Source organism: Cyclobacterium sp. 1_MG-2023 (assembly GCF_030546805.1).
GTDB lineage: Bacteria > Bacteroidota > Bacteroidia > Cytophagales > Cyclobacteriaceae > Cyclobacterium.
Genome location: NZ_JAUOPC010000001.1, coordinates 452,789 through 470,944, shown reverse-complemented (window position 1 = coordinate 470,944; position 18,156 = coordinate 452,789). Strand labels below are relative to the sequence as shown.

Annotated in this window: 12 protein-coding genes; 8 read left to right on the top strand and 4 right to left on the bottom strand. The window is 36.5% G+C overall.

The window, feature by feature from the left end:
* Position 1 precedes the first annotated feature (1 nt).
* The 3 genes from Q4534_RS01730 to Q4534_RS01720 form a co-directional block, all read right to left on the bottom strand.
* A complete protein-coding gene (locus Q4534_RS01730) occupies positions 2-676 on the bottom strand; it encodes a phosphatase PAP2 family protein (RefSeq protein ID WP_303611442.1) in 675 nt (224 codons plus the stop codon).
* Positions 677-833: 157 nt separating this feature from the next.
* On the bottom strand, positions 834-1,172 hold the full coding sequence (locus tag Q4534_RS01725; protein ID WP_303611441.1) for a hypothetical protein: 339 nt from the start codon (positions 1,170-1,172) through the stop codon (positions 834-836).
* Positions 1,173-1,322: 150 nt separating this feature from the next.
* Positions 1,323-1,805: a hypothetical protein gene (locus Q4534_RS01720; RefSeq protein ID WP_303611440.1), complete on the bottom strand. Its 483-nt coding sequence runs from the start codon at positions 1,803-1,805 to the stop codon at positions 1,323-1,325.
* Between the two features lie 378 nt (positions 1,806-2,183).
* Here Q4534_RS01720 and Q4534_RS01715 point away from each other — a divergent pair, with 378 nt between their 5' ends.
* The 4 genes from Q4534_RS01715 (at position 2,184) to Q4534_RS01700 (ending at position 9,173) form a co-directional block, all read left to right on the top strand.
* Positions 2,184-2,807 (top strand): RNA polymerase sigma-70 factor, encoded by a 624-nt coding sequence (locus Q4534_RS01715; RefSeq protein ID WP_303611439.1) that lies wholly within the window; start codon positions 2,184-2,186, stop codon positions 2,805-2,807.
* Positions 2,808-3,069: 262 nt separating this feature from the next.
* Positions 3,070-4,071 carry a FecR family protein gene (locus Q4534_RS01710; protein ID WP_303611438.1) on the top strand — a complete coding sequence of 334 codons (1,002 nt, stop codon included), beginning with the start codon at positions 3,070-3,072 and terminating at the stop codon, positions 4,069-4,071.
* Positions 4,072-4,188: 117 nt separating this feature from the next.
* Positions 4,189-7,668: a SusC/RagA family TonB-linked outer membrane protein gene (locus tag Q4534_RS01705; RefSeq protein WP_303611437.1), complete on the top strand. Its 3,480-nt coding sequence runs from the start codon at positions 4,189-4,191 to the stop codon at positions 7,666-7,668.
* A gap of 32 nt (positions 7,669-7,700) precedes the next feature.
* Positions 7,701-9,173 carry a SusD/RagB family nutrient-binding outer membrane lipoprotein gene (locus Q4534_RS01700; RefSeq protein WP_303611436.1) on the top strand — a complete coding sequence of 491 codons (1,473 nt, stop codon included), beginning with the start codon at positions 7,701-7,703 and terminating at the stop codon, positions 9,171-9,173.
* Positions 9,174-9,364: 191 nt separating this feature from the next.
* Here the strand turns inward: Q4534_RS01700 and Q4534_RS01695 are convergent, their stop codons facing one another.
* Positions 9,365-10,234, bottom strand: a complete 870-nt coding sequence (locus Q4534_RS01695) for an AraC family transcriptional regulator (protein WP_303611435.1) — start codon at positions 10,232-10,234, stop codon at positions 9,365-9,367.
* Between the two features lie 508 nt (positions 10,235-10,742).
* Here Q4534_RS01695 and Q4534_RS01690 point away from each other — a divergent pair.
* Genes Q4534_RS01690 through Q4534_RS01675 form a run of 4 tightly spaced genes read left to right on the top strand, consistent with a single transcriptional unit; the run spans position 10,743 to position 18,014 of the window.
* Positions 10,743-13,832, top strand: a complete 3,090-nt coding sequence (locus Q4534_RS01690) for a TonB-dependent receptor (RefSeq protein ID WP_303611434.1) — start codon at positions 10,743-10,745, stop codon at positions 13,830-13,832.
* A 12-nt stretch (positions 13,833-13,844) separates the two neighbouring features.
* Positions 13,845-15,326, top strand: coding sequence for a RagB/SusD family nutrient uptake outer membrane protein (locus Q4534_RS01685; protein ID WP_303611433.1), 1,482 nt, complete (start codon positions 13,845-13,847; stop codon positions 15,324-15,326).
* A 31-nt stretch (positions 15,327-15,357) separates the two neighbouring features.
* Positions 15,358-16,836, top strand: a complete 1,479-nt coding sequence (locus tag Q4534_RS01680) for a sulfatase (protein WP_303611432.1) — start codon at positions 15,358-15,360, stop codon at positions 16,834-16,836.
* Positions 16,836-18,014 (top strand): exo-alpha-sialidase, encoded by a 1,179-nt coding sequence (locus tag Q4534_RS01675; RefSeq protein ID WP_303611431.1) that lies wholly within the window; start codon positions 16,836-16,838, stop codon positions 18,012-18,014. The genes Q4534_RS01680 and Q4534_RS01675 overlap by 1 nt, the downstream gene beginning before the upstream one ends.
* The last annotated feature ends 142 nt before the right edge of the window (positions 18,015-18,156 follow it).

Sequence of the window (18,156 nt, the reverse complement as noted above, 5' to 3'; positions counted from 1 at the left end):
ACTAAGAGATCACCTGTTGCCCGAGTACTTTTTTTCGTTTTGGGAAAAGGCTTTTTCTGTATTTTTTCTTTGAGAAGTACTTAATGGTTAGCCAACGTCCTCCATAAGCAGATGCAACGCCAAGAGCAGAACCTGCAATCACATCCGGAAGGAAATGTTGCATTAAATAAACCCTACTAAAACCGGTTAAAATTGCGATAAACAATAATATAAGCTGGTATCTTTTCCTCTTATGGTTAAGCATGGCCAAAGCACATGTTAACATAAAGATAGTAGTGGTGTGTCCTGATGGAAACGTATTCCAATGACTAATGGAAACTCCCGGCACCGTATAAAAGTCAAAACCTTTCAAATATTCTGCTGGTCTTGGCATGCCATGGAAAAGAACCCTCTTACCTACGGTGACCAGAAACATATGTATAAGGGTGGACCAAGCTAAAAAAATTGAATAACTGTATTTGACCATAAGCATGGCGATGATTGGAAGAATTACTATGACACCATCACCCAAATGAGTAATCCCCGCAAAGAACAAGTCAAGTAGGGGGGAATGATTATTATTTACCATCAATTCAAACTGTCCTTTTTCGTAAGCGGGGAGAAAGAGACAGGCCGATATTAAAATGTAAAGGTAGGCCCTAAAATAGATTTTTGCTCGTGTCTTTTTTCTTTTCATAACTGATGAAAAGGTAAGCACAAGCAAGTAAAAACTGGTTAAACCATTGTTATGGAAAATTTAAAAAATTGATTTTAAAAAATGGTAGCTTTAGTTTGTAAAAACAACATATAAATTCTTAGTTTAACAACTTTATTTTAAATAAAATGGCTTTAGGTTAGTCTGATTTCTTTTCTGGAGAAGTGTTTTCCAAGTATTCGATAACAGGGGCTATTTTCCCGGTAAAGGATCTTGAATATAACCTATTCCATTTACCTGATTTTAATTGTAGGTTTAATGAATAGAATTTCCCACGCCATAGGGTCTGAATTTTTTGGACATTCCATTTTTGCAGATCAACATCAAGATTGATATCCTCTTTTTTTAAAGGATGGAAAATGGTCAATTTATTTCCCTGAAGAATGATATTATTGCTGGTTTTAGAATTGGTTAGCAGAACAATCATTAGTGCCGACACGATTAAAATCGAAACGATTACAATATATAAATAATTCATTTTAGTTTTCTTTTGTTGTAGAACAGTGACTATAGGTCAAGAAATATGCCATAAACAACTTATTGCTGTTGCAAGACCATGAAATATTGTTTGATCGGTTTTTTAGTGGGGTTATTCATTTAAAACTTCTGATTGAGCTTTCTTAGGACTTTATTTGTTCAGTTTATACCAAAGATCGGGGCTATCGGTAATCATTAAAAACAAATTTACGCTTACAATTCCGAAGACTATATGGGCAATAAAGAGGGCAAAGAAATAATGAAATTGGGAGATTTCAGGTTGGTAAAGGTGAAGTGTAAGATAAGATTTCCAAACTACAATTGCCACTATTCCACTTAGTCCTCCTATAATTACAGAGTCGACGAAGTTAATTTCAAATACTCCCCAATTCCACAGCAGATAATAAGACATAGAGAAAATTATACCTACGGAAAAATGAGCAAGCGTCCCCAAAATTAAAGTACTTTTGCTTGGGGTGTGAATGTTTTGATCTCCGGAAATCATGGATCCCAGCAAATGGATTACCTTGGTAAAGTGCTTAGAAAGAGCGGTATATGCATACATAACGATAGTCATGACTGCTGTGGCCAAAACTCCTGATAGTATAGTGATGAAAAAATGTTTAATGTCCATGGTTTTAAGGTTTTATGCTTGGATTACTATTTTTATTGTCAACTTAAAATGACTTAATTTTTAAAGTTTTCACTGGTATTTGGAAAGGAAAACCTTTTTAATGGATTGGAGGAACAAAAATAATTCCTAAATACTAGTATTTAAATCCTGAAAGGGTAATCAAACAAAAATCATTCTTAAATGGATGGGATAAAAAAATATTGATCTTTTAGAAGTATTAATTTTAGGTTAATAAATGATGAAATAACTAAAAATAACGTAAATTAATTGTTTTAATTTTGTTAAATACCGAATAATGTATTTAAAATTATTTTTTTTTCGGTATTAAAATGTTTTATTTGATAAGTAAATCGGTTTGAAAGGATAGAAATTATAAGTATGTATAGTGCTTTGAGCAATAAGGACCTTCTTTTTCAGATATCGGTGAATACCGATAAAAAAGCATTTGGTGAGCTCTTTAAAAGATACCATGAAAAACTGGTTTCCTTCGCTTTGTATTATTTACCTATCCAAGAAGAGGCCGAAGATGTGGTTTCAGATGTATTTGTCAATCTCCTGAAAAAGCATGTGCAATTGAAGGATGTTAAAAACTTTGATGGATACGTGTATTTTTCTGTAAAAAACCTTTGTTTAAACCGTATAAAAAAGAACAAACACCATACTAAATTTTTCACCATTTCATCAGAAATGGATCATATAGGTACAAGTGAATGTTCACAACCGCTCAATCAGCTTTTGAATAATGAATTAAGAGATTTTTATTTAGCACTGATTGAGACTCTTCCTACCAAAAGGAAGTTGGTATTTAAGATGATTAAGGAAGATAACCTCAAGATAGCTGAAGTAGCTAAGCTTCTAGAAATTACTGAAAAAACGGTGAAGAAGCATCTAGAGCTTGCCATTAAGGACTTGAGATTAGGAATCCAAGGCTACTTAGAGATCAATGTTAAGCATGAGAAAGTTGTTGAAGTAAAGAGAAAAATTGAAAAGGCTTTAGTTTAATTAATTATAAATATTTACCCAAAATATCCTGTGTTTCTTCAGGTAAAGTAACTACCAAACCCTACATAATACAATTATTATTATTTATTAGGCCAAGCATAACCAATAAAATGCTAACAATAGGTTTAATTTTTATTGATTTTTTACTATGCCATGCTCTTCATGGGCATCATCACCAACTTAAGGAATCTTTATTAAAAATTATTTATAAAAATAATGAATCTCGTTACGCCTTTTCTCCGGTAAGGTTGTCTTTATATATGTGAGACAGAACGAAGATAAAATAGATAGCCTTCTGGTAAAAATATTGACCCGCACGGCAAGCCAAGAGGAAATTGAAGAAGTAGAACTTTGGGCTTTAGAAAGTAGAGAAAATTGGGAAACATTAAATGCCATAAAAAAATTATGGAAGGAACAATCTGCTGCCACAAAGAAGCCTATTTCTAAATCAAAGATTGATGATATTTGGGAAAAAGGAATGTTAAAAAAGAAGGATAACTCATTCTTTTACAGTACTTTCGTTAAGTATGCTGCCATTATATTGTTCATTTTTGGTTTTTACAGCACTTATTATTATTTTATTGCAGCAAACCAAGAAATAGAAAAGAATGAGGTAATAGAATATACAGTTCTCACCAATCCTGCCGGAAAGAAAACCAAACATACACTTCCTGATGGATCAGTGGTATTTTTAAATTGTTCTTCTAGTATCAAATTTATAAAGGCATTTAATAGTGAAGAGAGAAAGGTTTATCTAAAAGGAGAAGCCTATTTTGAAGTAGCTAAAAATGTCAACAAACCATTTATAGTAGAAAGTAATGGTATAGCCACCAAGGCACTTGGAACCATTTTTAATATAAGTGCTTATCCGGGCTATAATACGATGAAGGTTTCCCTTTTCGAGGGGAAAGTAGAAATTCAAAATCCTAGTAGCGAAAAACTACCAATATTATTACCTCCGGGAAAAGAATTACTAGTAAATATTAAACAAGACTCCTATACAAAATCATCCTTTAACCCTGAATTGGTTGCAGGGTGGAAAGTAGGAAAACTGGTTTTCGATAACGCCGATTTCAAAGAGGTAAAAGTAAAACTTGAGCGCTGGTTCGGTTTGGAAATTAAAATAAAAGGTAAAAAACCAAACGACTGGAAAGTAAGCACTATCTACGAAAAGGAATCTCTAAAAAATATATTAACGGACTTACAATATGCTAAACGATTCGCCTATGAGATAAACGATAATCAGGTAACAATTCAATTTTAAACCCTCAGAACCAAAGGGTTAATTCCTTAAAGTTTCTGAAATTTTTATCAGCAAATGTTTAAAAATTTATTTTGCTAAATCTTTTAATTCCGATACAGAATTTTAACAAATTAAATTATGAGAAAAAAACCTTTACCACTAATTCTAAAATTGACAAGGTATGTCATTCTTGGTTTTTTGCTACAATTAGTTTTCTCCAATGCACTGCATGCAGAAAAAATTGAAGCTAAAAAAATCAATGAAGTATTTGTAAGTATTTCCTTTAACAAGGGAAAACTTGTTGATGTATTTAAAGAAATTGAAGATCAGTCCGAATTTCATTTCACAGTACATGAAAACGATGAATTCTTACATGAGCTAATCTCTATCAATCACAAGAAAATCTCCGTAGAAGACGCCCTTTATGAGATTAGTGAAGATACAGGATTGGCCTTTCAGCAGATAAACAATAATATTTCTGTACGCCGTCATCGCAATAACAATGAAGGTGAAGAAAATACAGAAGATGCCCCAATAGACATTAAGGGGCAAATTACATCAGGAACGGACAACCTTCCTTTGCCGGGAGTTGCAGTTAAGGTAAAAGGAACTTTGCAGGGAACCATTTCAGATTTTGATGGCAATTATAGCATTCGGGCTGATGAAAATGCTATCCTTCAGTTCAGCTTTATAGGTTTTGCTACTTTAGAAGAATCAGTTAATGGACGGTCAATAATTGATGTAGTATTGGAAGAAGACCAGCAAAATCTTGATGAAGTGGTGGTCACTGCCATTGGTATCAAGCAGCAAAAGAAAAAGCTGGGTTATGCTACCCAAGAGGTAAATACAGAGGTTTTGGGAGAGGCAAGAACCATGAACCTTGGTAATGCACTTTCCGGTCAGGTAGCAGGTTTAACGGTGACCAATCCTACGGGTATTTTCCAGTCGCCTTCTTTTTCATTAAGGGGAAAGACTCCATTGATCGTATTGGATGGTATTCCTGTAGAAACCAATTTATTTGACATATCTCCTGAGGATATTGAAAGTATCAACGTGCTTAAAGGTGGAGCGGCTTCGGCACTTTATGGTGCAAGAGGAAAAAATGGAGCCATCTTAATTACAAGAAAAAATGCTTCAAAAGCAGGACTTACTGTTACCGCATCTACCAGTAATATGGTAACAGCAGGATTTACTGTATTTCCGGAAACCCAAACAGAATACGGAAATGGGTCCAATGGTAAGTATGAATTCTGGGATGGTGCAGATGGTGGTATTTCCGATGGGGACATGATTTGGGGTCCTAAATTTGAACCAGGTGTGATGGTTCCTCAATGGAACAGTCCAATTAGAAATATACAAACTGGAGAAACGGTTGATTGGTATGGAAATGTAGCCGGTACGATTTACGATGATAAGTCCTTGTATGAAAGGGTACCGACTGAATGGAAAAGACATGACAACCTAAATGACTTTTTAAAAACCGGAGTCGTTTCAAAAAATGATTTTTCTATTGCTTATCAAGGTGAAAAGTCCAGATTTTACTTTTCCGGAAATTATTCCTATCAAAAAGGACAGGTTCCCAACACGGCGCTTAGTACCGGAGGTTTGAATTTCAATAGTTCTTTTGACCTTACGGATAAATTGACTCTAGATGCAACTTTAAGTTATAATAAAGTTTATTCTCCCAATTACCCAAGGTATGGTTATGGACCCAAAAATCATATGTATACCATTTTGATCTGGATGGGTGATGATGTGAACGGTCAAGATTTAAGAGACCATATGTATGTGCCCGGATTAGAAGGTTACCGTCAGGCCAATTACAATTATGCCTGGTACAATAACGTGTATTTTGCCGCTCATGAGTTGAACCAACAGCATAACCAGAACACGCTTGATGGTAAGTTGAAGCTGAATTACCAAGTTTCAGATAATTTTAATATTCAAGGTAGGGTTTCTGCCAGAGAGTACAGGGTATTTTCTGACATGCAAAGTCCAAAATCTTACATGAACTACGGAGATTCTAGAAATGGGGATTACAAGATGTGGAACAATAGCCGTCTGAACCTAGATACGGATATTCTTGCTTCCTATAACAAAACTGTAAGTGATAATTTTTCTTTCGCAGTAAATGCCGGTGGTTCTATATTTTATAGAACATATCAACAAGAATATGCCTCATCAGATGGTTTGATAGTTCCAGAGATTTATAGTTTAAGTAATACACAAGGACCTGTGCAGGCAAGTAATTATTTTGATGAAAAAGCCATAAGAAGTACCTATGGTTCGGTTAATTTTGATTTTTGGAATTCAATATTTTTGAATTTCTCCGGTAGAAATGACTGGTCATCTACCTTGCCTACTTCTACCAATTCCTATTTTTACCCTTCAGCATCTTTGAGCGCCATGCTTTCAGAATTTGTTCAATTGCCAAAAGCAATGGATTATTTGAAGGTTTATAGTTCTTGGTCACAGGTATCTAGTGATTTAAGTCCTTACAGTATTTACTCTACCTATCAAAAAGGTGTGACTTATGGTGCTACTCCTTCTGTATACTATCCATCAGGTTTGGTAAACAGCAGCATTATGCCTGAAAAGTCTACTACATTTGAGGCAGGTTTTTCCACTTCTTTTGCTCAGAAAAGATTGACCTTTGAAGGTACCTACTACAGGATTTTGGATGAAAATCAAATCATTGATTTAAGTATTTCTGAAGCTTCAGGATTTAGTTCTAGGAAGGTAAATGGCAATGAATATACTACTCAGGGTTTAGAAGCCATGGTTAATTTCAGTGCCATATCACAAAGCAATTTCTCATGGGATATAGGGCTTAACTGGACCAGATATGTGAAGAAAATTACCGAGATCTATGCCGACAATGAGAAGTACGGAAACTTGGTAGTTGGTGATAGGTCTGATGCCTACTATGCTACTGTTTGGCAGAAAAGTGCTGACGGCCAAGTGATTCTTGATGCCAATACAGGATTACCCACCAGAGATCCATACCCAACTAAAATTGGTCATCTGAGTCCTTCTTGGAGATTAGGTCTTCAAAATAAGTTTAAGGTTGGAGATTTTAGAATTGATATGGACATTGATGGTGCCTGGGGTGGCCTGATAAGATCCTTGACCATAGAGAAAATGTGGTGGGGTGGTAAACATCCTAACTCTGTATTGTATAGAGACGAGGAATATGCGGCCGGGCAACCTGTATATGTGCCGGAAGGTGTAGTTGTAACCGGAGGCGAACTTGTAAGAGATGTGAATGGAGCCATTATTACGGATACCAGGGAGTACACGCCAAATACCACTGCTGTTAGCTGGCAAACATGGTCACAGATTTATCCTTATCGAGCACAAGTGACCGAAGAAGAAAATTCACTTTTTGCCAATGTTTACGATCGTTCTTATTTTAAACTAAGAAGATTATCAGTGTCTTATGACTTGATGAATATCATGACCTCTGAAAAAATAAAGAATCTAGACCTTTCAATCTATGGTTATAATCTGGCCATGTGGAAGAAGATGCCTTTGTTGGATCCTGATTATGGAAACGATGACAACTTGCAGGATCCTTCTTCAAGATATGTAGGTTTCACGTTACGCGCTACCTTTTAATAGATTTTCCAGACTAAGTAAAAAGAGATAAAATGAAAAATATACTAGTTATAGGTTTATTGTTGATTGGGCTGGCCTCCTGTCAAGACTTGGAGGAAATGAATATCAATCCTAATTTACCGACAGAAACTCACCCTCAACTATTGTTAACCAATATTGAGTGGGATGCTTTTAGAGATTCTCGGGGTACTTCACCATTATATGCATTGAAAATGCTAGTGCAGACAGATGGTGAGAATACCAATCAGTATTATAAGTGGGATAGGGGAAGCTACGGTTCTTACAGTACCTTGAGAAATGTAACGAAAATGATGGAAGAAGGAGAAAGAATTGGAGAGCCTACCTATGTAGCCTTGGGTAAGTTTTTTAGATCTTACTACTTCTACAACCTTACATTGACGTTTGGGGATATTCCTTATACTTCTGCTTTAATGGGGGAATCAGAACAAGATTACCAACCAATTTATGACGATCAGGAGACCGTCTTCGAAGGGATTTTAACGGATTTGGAGGAAGCAAATGATCTATTGGCTGCCAACAATATCATTATTGCAGGAGATATAATTTATGATGGAGATGTAAATAGCTGGAGAAAGCTAATCAATGCTTTTCGTTTGAAGGTTTTGTTGACCTTATCTGAAAAAGACGGAATGAATGATGGAAGTGAGTTTGCCTCGATTTATCAAAATGAACCGTTGATGGAAAGTGTGGAAGAAAGTGGGCAATTGGTCTTTTTAGATCAGCAGGGCAACCGCTACCCTGATTTTAATTCCAGTGGTTTTAGCTCTGGAATGTACATGGATTCCACCTTTATTAAAAGGCTTCAGGACCGTGAAGATCCAAGGTTGTTCATTTATAGTACCCAGACCAAATCCGCCAAAGAGGCAGGGAAAGCACTAAATGACTTTTCTGCTTATGAAGGAGGAGATCCGGCGGCACCCTATGCTGAGGTAAATGAAAAAGCCACAGAAGGGAATGTTTCCAAAGTAAATGACCGCTACCATAAAGATCCTGTAAATGAGCCTTATGTACTTTTGGGCTATTCCGAACAGCAATTGATCTTGGCGGAAGCAGCCACTAAAGGATGGATCAATGCAGACGCAGGCATGTTATATGAATCCGGTGTCAAAGCTTCTTTTAAGTTTTACGAGATGTATGCAGAGAACTATTCTTCCTATGTAGGAGAAACGGATGCAGAAGACTACCTGGCCAAGCCAATTAATGATTTTACCATGGCTCAGACTGAAGAAGAACAATTGGAGTTGATTATCATGCAAAAATACTTACAATCTTTCTTCCAATTGGGATGGACTTCTTACTTTGATCACTTGAGAACAGGTGGCTACCCTTCCTTTAGAAGGCCAGCAGGGGTGGAAGTTCCTTACCGATGGATATACCCTCAATCTGAATACAATTACAACGCCAACAATGTAACGAATGCCATTAGCAGACAGTTTGGTGAAGGTAATGATCATATCAATGAAATGACCTGGTGGCTGAAATAATATAGCTATCCATTAAAGTAAAAAGGAGGAAAATTGCCAACATACCGGTAGTTTTCCTCTTTTTTTGTTTAGATTCCTACTTATCTGTGTTTTGTTTAATGAGGAAGGTTTTTTCGAGATTACTTAAGGATTTTAGAATTTAATGTAGGTATAAAACTTAAGATTCCTATAATTCAGGTTTTGTATAATTTTTAATTTAAGTATTTCTTCTTGTATGATAAGGGTGTCATTCCAGTTATTTTGTTGAAGTGCCGATAAAAATTACTAATATTATTGAAACCACAGTCATAGCAAATAATCTCTATTGGCAGTCTATTCTCGATTAACGCACTACATACATTTGAGATGCGAATTTCTATCAGAAACTCTAGAAAAGTTTTGTTGGTCATTTTTTTAAAATATCTAGAAAATGTACTTACGCTCATGTTTGCAATCGCAGCAACTTTTTCTAAACCAATGTCTTCCCTGAAATGTGACATAATAAAAGTGTAAATTTTTTCTAACCGTTCCATCTCTCCATCATTTGCAAGCTGGGTGATGGCATATCCCGGTGATATTGTTTCATATTCTGATGTGGTAGATAAAATTTTTAGTATTCGAAGCAGGTTAATTATTCGATCCAAGTCATTTGAAATAAAGGTTTCTTTCAAAATACCTGTTACTTTATTTTTCGTTTCTCCATAAATAAACATTCCTTTTTTGGCTTTATCAAATAAGGAGGTTATAGTTTGTGCTTCTGGTAATTCTATAAAATCTTTTCCAAAACAGGTAGGTAAAAATTGAAGCACATATGCCTCTACTTCAATATTGGGGTTTCCTTGAAAATACTCTTCTGAACATCGCCATGTATGGGGTAGATTTTCACCAAGTAAAATTAGGTCTCCATCAGAAAAACCCCTTACAGTATCACCAATAAATTGTGTTCCCTGACCATTTAAAATATAATGTAATTCTAATTCAGGGTGAAAATGCCATAATGTTCCGAAGTTTGGTTTTCTATCATATCGAATACTGAAAGAGCGTTGTGAGGAGTTTGGGATTTTATGAAAATGGGGCTTCATTGATTGAAAGCTTGACTGGTTAATTATTTTAATACTATGTTACTTTTACTCCTTTATCATAAGATTTTGCATTATTTAATTATTAAATACGATCAAATACTGCATTTTAATTATCAATATTGATAAAATAGTATAATTTTTTGGCAAAAAATAATAATTAATTCAGTTTGATTTCAGACATATTTGTATAAATCAATTTTGACTTCTTTTCTGCAACAGTTGTAAGAACATCCAAAACTCTTTTTAGTTCCAACAATTGATTTAGGTTAATTGGATGGGGATAATAAAGTAAATGCGATGGATTTACATTTAAAAAGCTGTGGGAGAAGGTATTAAAAAGTTGACTAGAGATGAAAGAAATTACTAATCAGCTGGTATAAGTAAATAGCCTTAAAAGTTTAATTTTATGCATTTTCCAAATAAAATTGGTAGGTGTTTAGGTAAAGATTAAATGCATTTAATATGCATCATAATTCAATTAATAATATTAACCCAAAATCTATTAATAATGAACGTAAAACTGCCTTATTTTAGGGGATTTTCACTTCTATTCACATTGCTTTTTTTTGTGATAGTTTTATCGAATGTTTCCCATGCTCAGCAAATTTCCATTAAAGGAAAGGTGACTACTCAAGATGACCCAATGGGTCTTCCTGGCGTTAACATTTTAGTAAAAAATTCCAATATCGGAACTGTTACTGATGTTGATGGCTCCTATTCGATCAATGTTCCTGATGGTACTCAGGTATTAATTTTTTCCATGATTGGCTATGAAAAACAAGAAATTCAGGTCAATTCCCGATCCATAATCAATGTAAATTTAACGGAGGACATCAGCGCCTTAGAGGAAGTCGTAGTTGTAGGTTATGGTACTGTCAAGAAAAGTGACCTTACTGGTTCAGTTACAGCATTAAAAAGAGAAGATTTTAACCAAGGAGCAATTTCAAGTCCCGAACAATTATTGGCAGGCAAAATGCCGGGGGTGCAGGTTGTACAAAATAGTGCGGAACCTGGTGGGGGAATATCTGTCAATATCAGAGGGGTTGGATCTATCAACTCAGGTACTTCACCACTATACGTAATTGATGGATTACCCTTTAGTAATGGTTCTGCTGTATCCGGTGCCGGAGAAAGATTTCCAGCCCCTAGGACAGAGCGGTCTCCATTAAGTTCTATTAATCCTGCTGATATCGAATCTATTGAAGTACTAAAGGATGCATCCGCCACTGCAATATATGGAGCCAGAGGAGCAAATGGGGTGGTTCTTATTACGACACGTAATGGGAAAAGTGGGAAAATGAAAGTTTCTTATGATGGATATGCAGGTGTTCAGAATGTTGCCAATAAGATTGATTTATTGGATTCAGATGAATACAAGACAATTATAAATGATATTATTAATTCTGGAGGTGGTTCTTCGACAGATTTAGTAGAAAACTTTACCGGCCAAGGTACAGACTGGTTGGAGGAAGTTTACAATCCGAATGCAGGAATACAAAGTCATAATCTGTCACTTTCAGGAGGAAATGAAAGTACTAACTATTTGATTTCGCTTAATTATTTCAACCAAGAAGGTTTGGTTATGAATTCTTCCTTTGAAAGATATGGTTTGAGGTTCAACTTGGATCATAAAATAGATGAGAAATTTCATACAGGTATAAATCTTAGTACAAATTATTCTAATGATCAATTTACTCCGGGTGGTTTCCAACTCAATGAACATGCCGGAGTAGTTTTTGCCTCAATGCATATGGATCCAACCCTTAATGTGCGGGATGAGAATGGAGAGTATGTGATTTCACAACATATTAATGTAGATAATCCAGTGGCCTTAGCAAATGGTAAAAGGGGCTTAGGGAATACCTATAGAACCTTTGGTTCCATTTATGGTGAATACTTCTTTACACCGGATTTCTCTTTTAGGTTAAACCTTGGCGGGGATGTTAGTAATCAGCAAAGAGATTATTATATCGACCGTACAACCATTGATGGGTTGGCTGCAGGTGGAATAGCTACCATTATGCATGGGGTGGCTTCCAATTACTTGGTTGAGGGCTTGTTTAATTATAAAAAGGCTTTTGAAAAACACTCATTTAATGCTGTTGGTGGTGTTACGACACAGAAATTTATTACCAAAAGATTTTCTTCCCAAGGAAGAGGCTTTCCTTCTGACGCTACAGAAACCTACAATCTGAGTCTAGGAAACCCTAGTCTAAACGTTATAAGTAGTTCAAAAGTGGATAACACCTTACTTTCTTATTTAACTAGACTAAACTACACTTTTGATAACAAGTACTTACTAACCGGTTCAATTAGAGCTGATGGTTCGTCTCGATTTGGACAAAATAATAAATTCGGTTATTTCCCATCCCTTGCAGCCGGGTGGAAATTAAATGAGGAAGAATTCTTTTCCTCCCTAGAACAAGTTGTAAGTACCTTGAAGTTAAGAACAAGTTGGGGAAGAACAGGTAATCAAGAAATTGGTAATTTCCGATCTATTACTACTTTTAGTGGTGGTCCTACAGTAGTATATGATGACCAACAACGTTCATCTACACAACCTGCTCGAATTGCTAATCAGAACCTTAAGTGGGAGACAACAGAGCAATTGGATTTTGGATTAGACTTTGGCCTATGGGCAGATAGACTATATGGTAGCATGGATTATTATGTGAAAAACACATCAGATATGCTGTTGTCTTTGCCTATTCCACGATCAACAGGTTTCACTTCTCAATTAACAAATGTAGGTGGTATTAAAAATTCAGGTTTTGAGTTTGCATTGACATCTAGGAATGTCAATTCAGGTAAAGTAAGTTGGATAACGAACGTAGCATTCACAACCTTAAAAAATGAAGTAACGGACCTTGGAGGCATTCAAAGGATCGTTACAGGAAGTGCTGGAGCCACTGGACAAATCGCAATAATTGAAGAGGGTATTCCGCTTGAGTCATTTTATGGCTATAAAGTAATGGGGATATGGCAGACTGGTGATGATTTTGATTCCACTAACGATAATGTAAATCCTGGTGATATTAAATATTTAGATATTAACGGAGATGGTGTAGTAAACACAGATGACAGAACAGTTCTTGGTAATTCGTTTCCAGATTTTATCTGGTCTTTAGGGAATACCATTAGCTATAAAGGATTGGATCTATATGTATTTATTGAAGGTGTGCAAGGTGCCAGTATGCTTAATAATGGTTTGATCGATACCTACTTCCCTGCCGGAGTAAGGAGAAATAGGTACGCAGAACCTTTGTTAAATAGATGGACACCGGAAAACCCATCTAATGAATTTCCGTCTTTTGTAAACCCAAGTAGTCAAGGTGAAAAACGTGTAAATAGTTTAACAGTCGAAGATGCTTCCTATTTAAGGTTGAATACCCTTAAACTAAGTTATCACATTCCGGCCAATAGGGGCATTTTTAGTGCGGCTACGATTAATGTAACTGGACAAAACCTATTCACAATTACCAATTATAGTGGTATGGATCCGGCGATTAACCCTAATGGGGGAGCAAATTTTAGGATTGACTGGAATGCATATCCTGTTTCAAGGACATTTTTGGCAGGAATCAGTTTCACATTATAAATTATTGAAATTATGAAAATCAAGAAGATATATAGAAATTTAGTTATTGTCTTAACTGTATTATTTAATTTTGGTTGTGCAGATTATCTGGAAGAAAACCCATATTCCCAGTTGGCCCCTGAAAATTTTTTAAAAACGAGAGAAGGAATAGAATCCTTAATGGGGGCTGCATATGCAAACGCTTCCAATATGATCTCAAATAACTCTATTTATACTTTTGCGGCGGACGAATGGACTACTGATTTTGCTTATCAAACAGGAGATGGGGTAAATGCAACGGCTGTTCAGTATATTAATTTTACTTGGGATGCCTCCATTGGACTTTTACAAAGCCAAAATTGGGATTATCCCTATAGGGCAATAAGGAATGCCAATTTGGTTTTGGAAAACTTGGATGAATTGGAAGCATCTGAGAGTCTGAAGACACTATATACTGCAGAAGCTAGGTTTATAAGAGCAACCTGTTATATCAAACTTTATTGGAAGTTTGGCCCTGTACCTTTGAGGTTATCTACTGAAGATGACGTACAATTACCAAGGGCTTCCTCAGAAGAACTGGCTAACTTTATAGAAACCGAATTGTTAGCTGCATTGGAAGATCTACCTGATCCTGGACAAGAAGCCAATTATGGTAGGGCTCATAAAGCTGCTGCCCAAGGTTGGTTATCAAATTTCTACTTAAATAATAAAGAATGGCAAAAATCTGCTGAATTTGCTGGTCAAATAATGAACCAATGGAATTATGAATTATTTCCCATTTATGAGGATTTATTTAAAGTAGAAAATGAAATAAACAGTGAGTATATTTGGGTAAGACCTGCCAAAACAAGCGCTGATAGAAGGGCTTCTAACAGTTGGATGAATACTGCATTTCCTGTAGGTTTTGCTAAAGATCCTCGAACAGGTTTGGAGTTTTCAAATGCTTGGAGAAACTGGCCAAATGAATCTCGAATTAGAGATAAATTTTATTTCTCATTTGATGAAGATGACCGAAGGAGAGATTTGATTTTACATGAATATATAAATACTGATGGGGAATTAATTTCTCTATTGGATGAGGAAGATAATACTCGGTCTTTTAAATATTGGCCGGATCCTGAGGGAGTAAATGCTTCATTTGGAAATGATATCCCTGAAATTCGTTTTGCTGAAATCTTATTAAATAGAGCTGAGGCATTAAATGAGTTAAATGGGGTAAACCAAGAATCAATTGACTTGATCAATAGGGTTCGGGAAAGAGCAGGAATTACTACACCATTAAGTCTTAATGATTTTTCCTCAAAGGAAGAGTTGAGGATGCAGGTGCTGGATGAACGAGGATGGGAATTTTATTCTGAAGGAAAAAGAAGGTTAGATTTGATTAGAATGGATAAGTTAATAGAGTTTGCTCATGCCAGAGGTGCGACAAATGCCAAACCCTATCATAGATTATATCCAATTCCGTTTGCAACCATGGATGCAAATCCACTTCTAGTTCAAAATGAAGGATATTAAACCCATTAATATTTTGAAAAAGCGCTTGCTCATGACCTTTTGCCTAGGCACCATTTTTGGTGCTGAAGGCAAAGTGGTTTTTCCACAAGATTCCCCTGAGCAACCCAATATCCTTTTGATCTATGTAGATGATTTGGGCTATGGTGATATTGCCAGTTTTCCGGGTGCCAGTGGGAAATCAATTGCGGAAACCCCCAATATTGACCTTCTCATTAAATCAGGTATGAGTTTTACGAATGCCTATTCCTCAGCACCATTATGCTCACCTGCCAGGGCTGCTTTGCTAACAGGGAAATCTCCTGCAAGGCTTAATTTTGAGTTTGTGACCAAATTCAAAGAAGATAGTCTGGATTGGGAGGATGAACGATGGATAGCCCTTTTTAAAAATAAAAAGCTTATTTCTCCCCCTATTACCTTAAACCTTCCCCTAGATGAGATTACTGTGGCAGAAGGACTTAAAGGGCTTGGTTACGACACAGGTATAGTGGGAAAATGGCATGTGGCTTCACATAATAAAGTTTACAAGGGCTGGAGTTTAACTCATGGTCCTGCACAACAGGGCTTTGACACGGCAAAAGAAACCTTTGGTTCGCATCCTTATAGTGGAACTAAGTCATTAACAGAACTTAAAGAAGGGCAATATCCTGAGGATTTATTAACCACTGAGGCGGTAAAATTCATTGAAAAAAAGCGCGAATCCCCCTTTTTCTTAATGGTCAGTCATTATTTTGTTCACACACCGCACCTGAAAGGTTTAGAATGGATTGAGAAAAAATACAAGGCAAAAGCCAAACGAAATTTAAGTGAAGAAGAGCTTCGATATGCCGCCAATATAGAATTGCTGGACCATTATGTGGGACAGGTAATGGAAGCCCTCGATAAATCAGGGCAAAGGGAGAACACATTGGTAATATTTACTTCAGACAATGGAGGCCATCCAAGGTATGCCTCTCATGCACCCTATAGAGGGAGTAAATGGAATTTATATGAGGCAGGTATTCGAATACCCATGCTTGTTTCCTGGCCTGGGAAGGTTACTGCGAACAGTATTTCAGCCAGTCCTGTAATTCAAACTGACTTTTGGCCAACTTTTATGGAAATTGGAGGAGGAAAGATGGTAAATATGGAAAAGCTGGACGGGCAATCCATTCTTCCTTTGTTAGCAGGAAAGAATATAGCAAGAGAAAAGCCCTTGTTTTGGTATTTTCCTTACTACCACCCGGAGGGGAAAAAGTACGATGAAGCACTGGAAGACATTGGTGTGGAAGATGGTAAAACTAGTCAGACTAGACCTCAAGCGGCTATCCGTAAGGGAAAGATGAAATTGATTTACTTTTTTGACAGAGACCAAATGGAGCTTTATGATCTTGAAAATGACTCCGGTGAATCGATTGATCTTAGCAAGGCGCGCCCCTGGGAAGCTAATAGAATGAAAGAGGCGCTTTTGGATCGGCTGTATGTATCCAATGCGCGTTTTCCACGAATAAATACACAAACAAACTTAAAATAATGAAAATAGTAGCGATTCTAATTACAGTTTTATTTTCCGGTTTTGGCTTGACCGCTCAGGAATTTGATGATTCAAAAGTACCCGGTGTAGTAGTGGCCTATAGCCCTGCTTCCTCTGGCAAATACATTGGATCTCCAAGTCTGGCCATTTTACCCAATGGAGATTACGTAGCATCTCATGATTATTTTGGACCTGAGTCCAATGAACATGTGCGTGCAACTTCTAAAATCTATAGCTCTAGCAACAAAGGGAAATCCTGGAAAGAAATTGCTGAAATAGATGGCGCATTTTGGTCCAAACTTTTTGTGAACCAAGGGACACTTTGGTTAATTGGCCCGGACAGGCATCATGGAAATACGCTAGTGAGGCGCTCAGATGATGGTGGAAAAACCTGGACAGAACCCACAGATGGTAACAATGGCTTAATTCTCGAAGGGGAGTACCATTGTGCACCAATGCCCATCATTGAACACGATGGTAGAATATGGAGAGCCATGGAAAGTGCCATGGGGCCAATCAAGAAATGGGGTAAAAGATATGGGGCTTTTATGCTTTCTGCACCTATTGGTTCGGATTTATTAAAGGCTGATAATTGGACAAGTAGTAATGTCTTATACTATGATTCTACTTATTTGGATGGCAACTTTGGTGGCTGGTTAGAAGGCAATGCAGTTGTGGACAAAGAAGGTCAAGTGTGGGACATATTACGTGTAGATGACCGCTCTACATTAGAAGAAAAAGCTGCCCGAGTAAAAATAAGTGCTGATGGTAAAAAAGCCACTTTTGATCCGGAAACAGGTTTCATCAAATTTCCTGGAGGTAGTAAAAAATTCACCATCCGCTATGATGAGAAAAGTGACTTGTATTGGACCATTGCCAATGTTATTCCGGAATCAATTAAACAGTCCACAGACCGAACCAACCCTGCAGGTATCCGGAATACTCAGGCCTTGTTCTCTTCTCCTGATTTAATTCATTGGGAACAAAAAAAGGTGTTGTTGCAGCATGATGACATAAAAAATCATGGTTTTCAATACGTTGATTGGGTGTTTAATGGGAAAGACATTCTTTTCTTATCCAGAACTGCCTATGATGATGGGGTAGGAGGTGCACACAATAACCATGATGCCAACTTCCTTACCTTTCATAAAATCAAGAAGTTTAGAAAGATTAAGTAAAGTGTTAATTTTCAATCATTTATAGTGTTGGGAGTACAAAAAAGTTTAAAAAACCGTGGATTTTCATCCACGGTTTTTTTTGGTTTTATATGCTTAAGTAAACGAGACAACTCAGGGATGGGTATACACCGGTTTTAAAAAT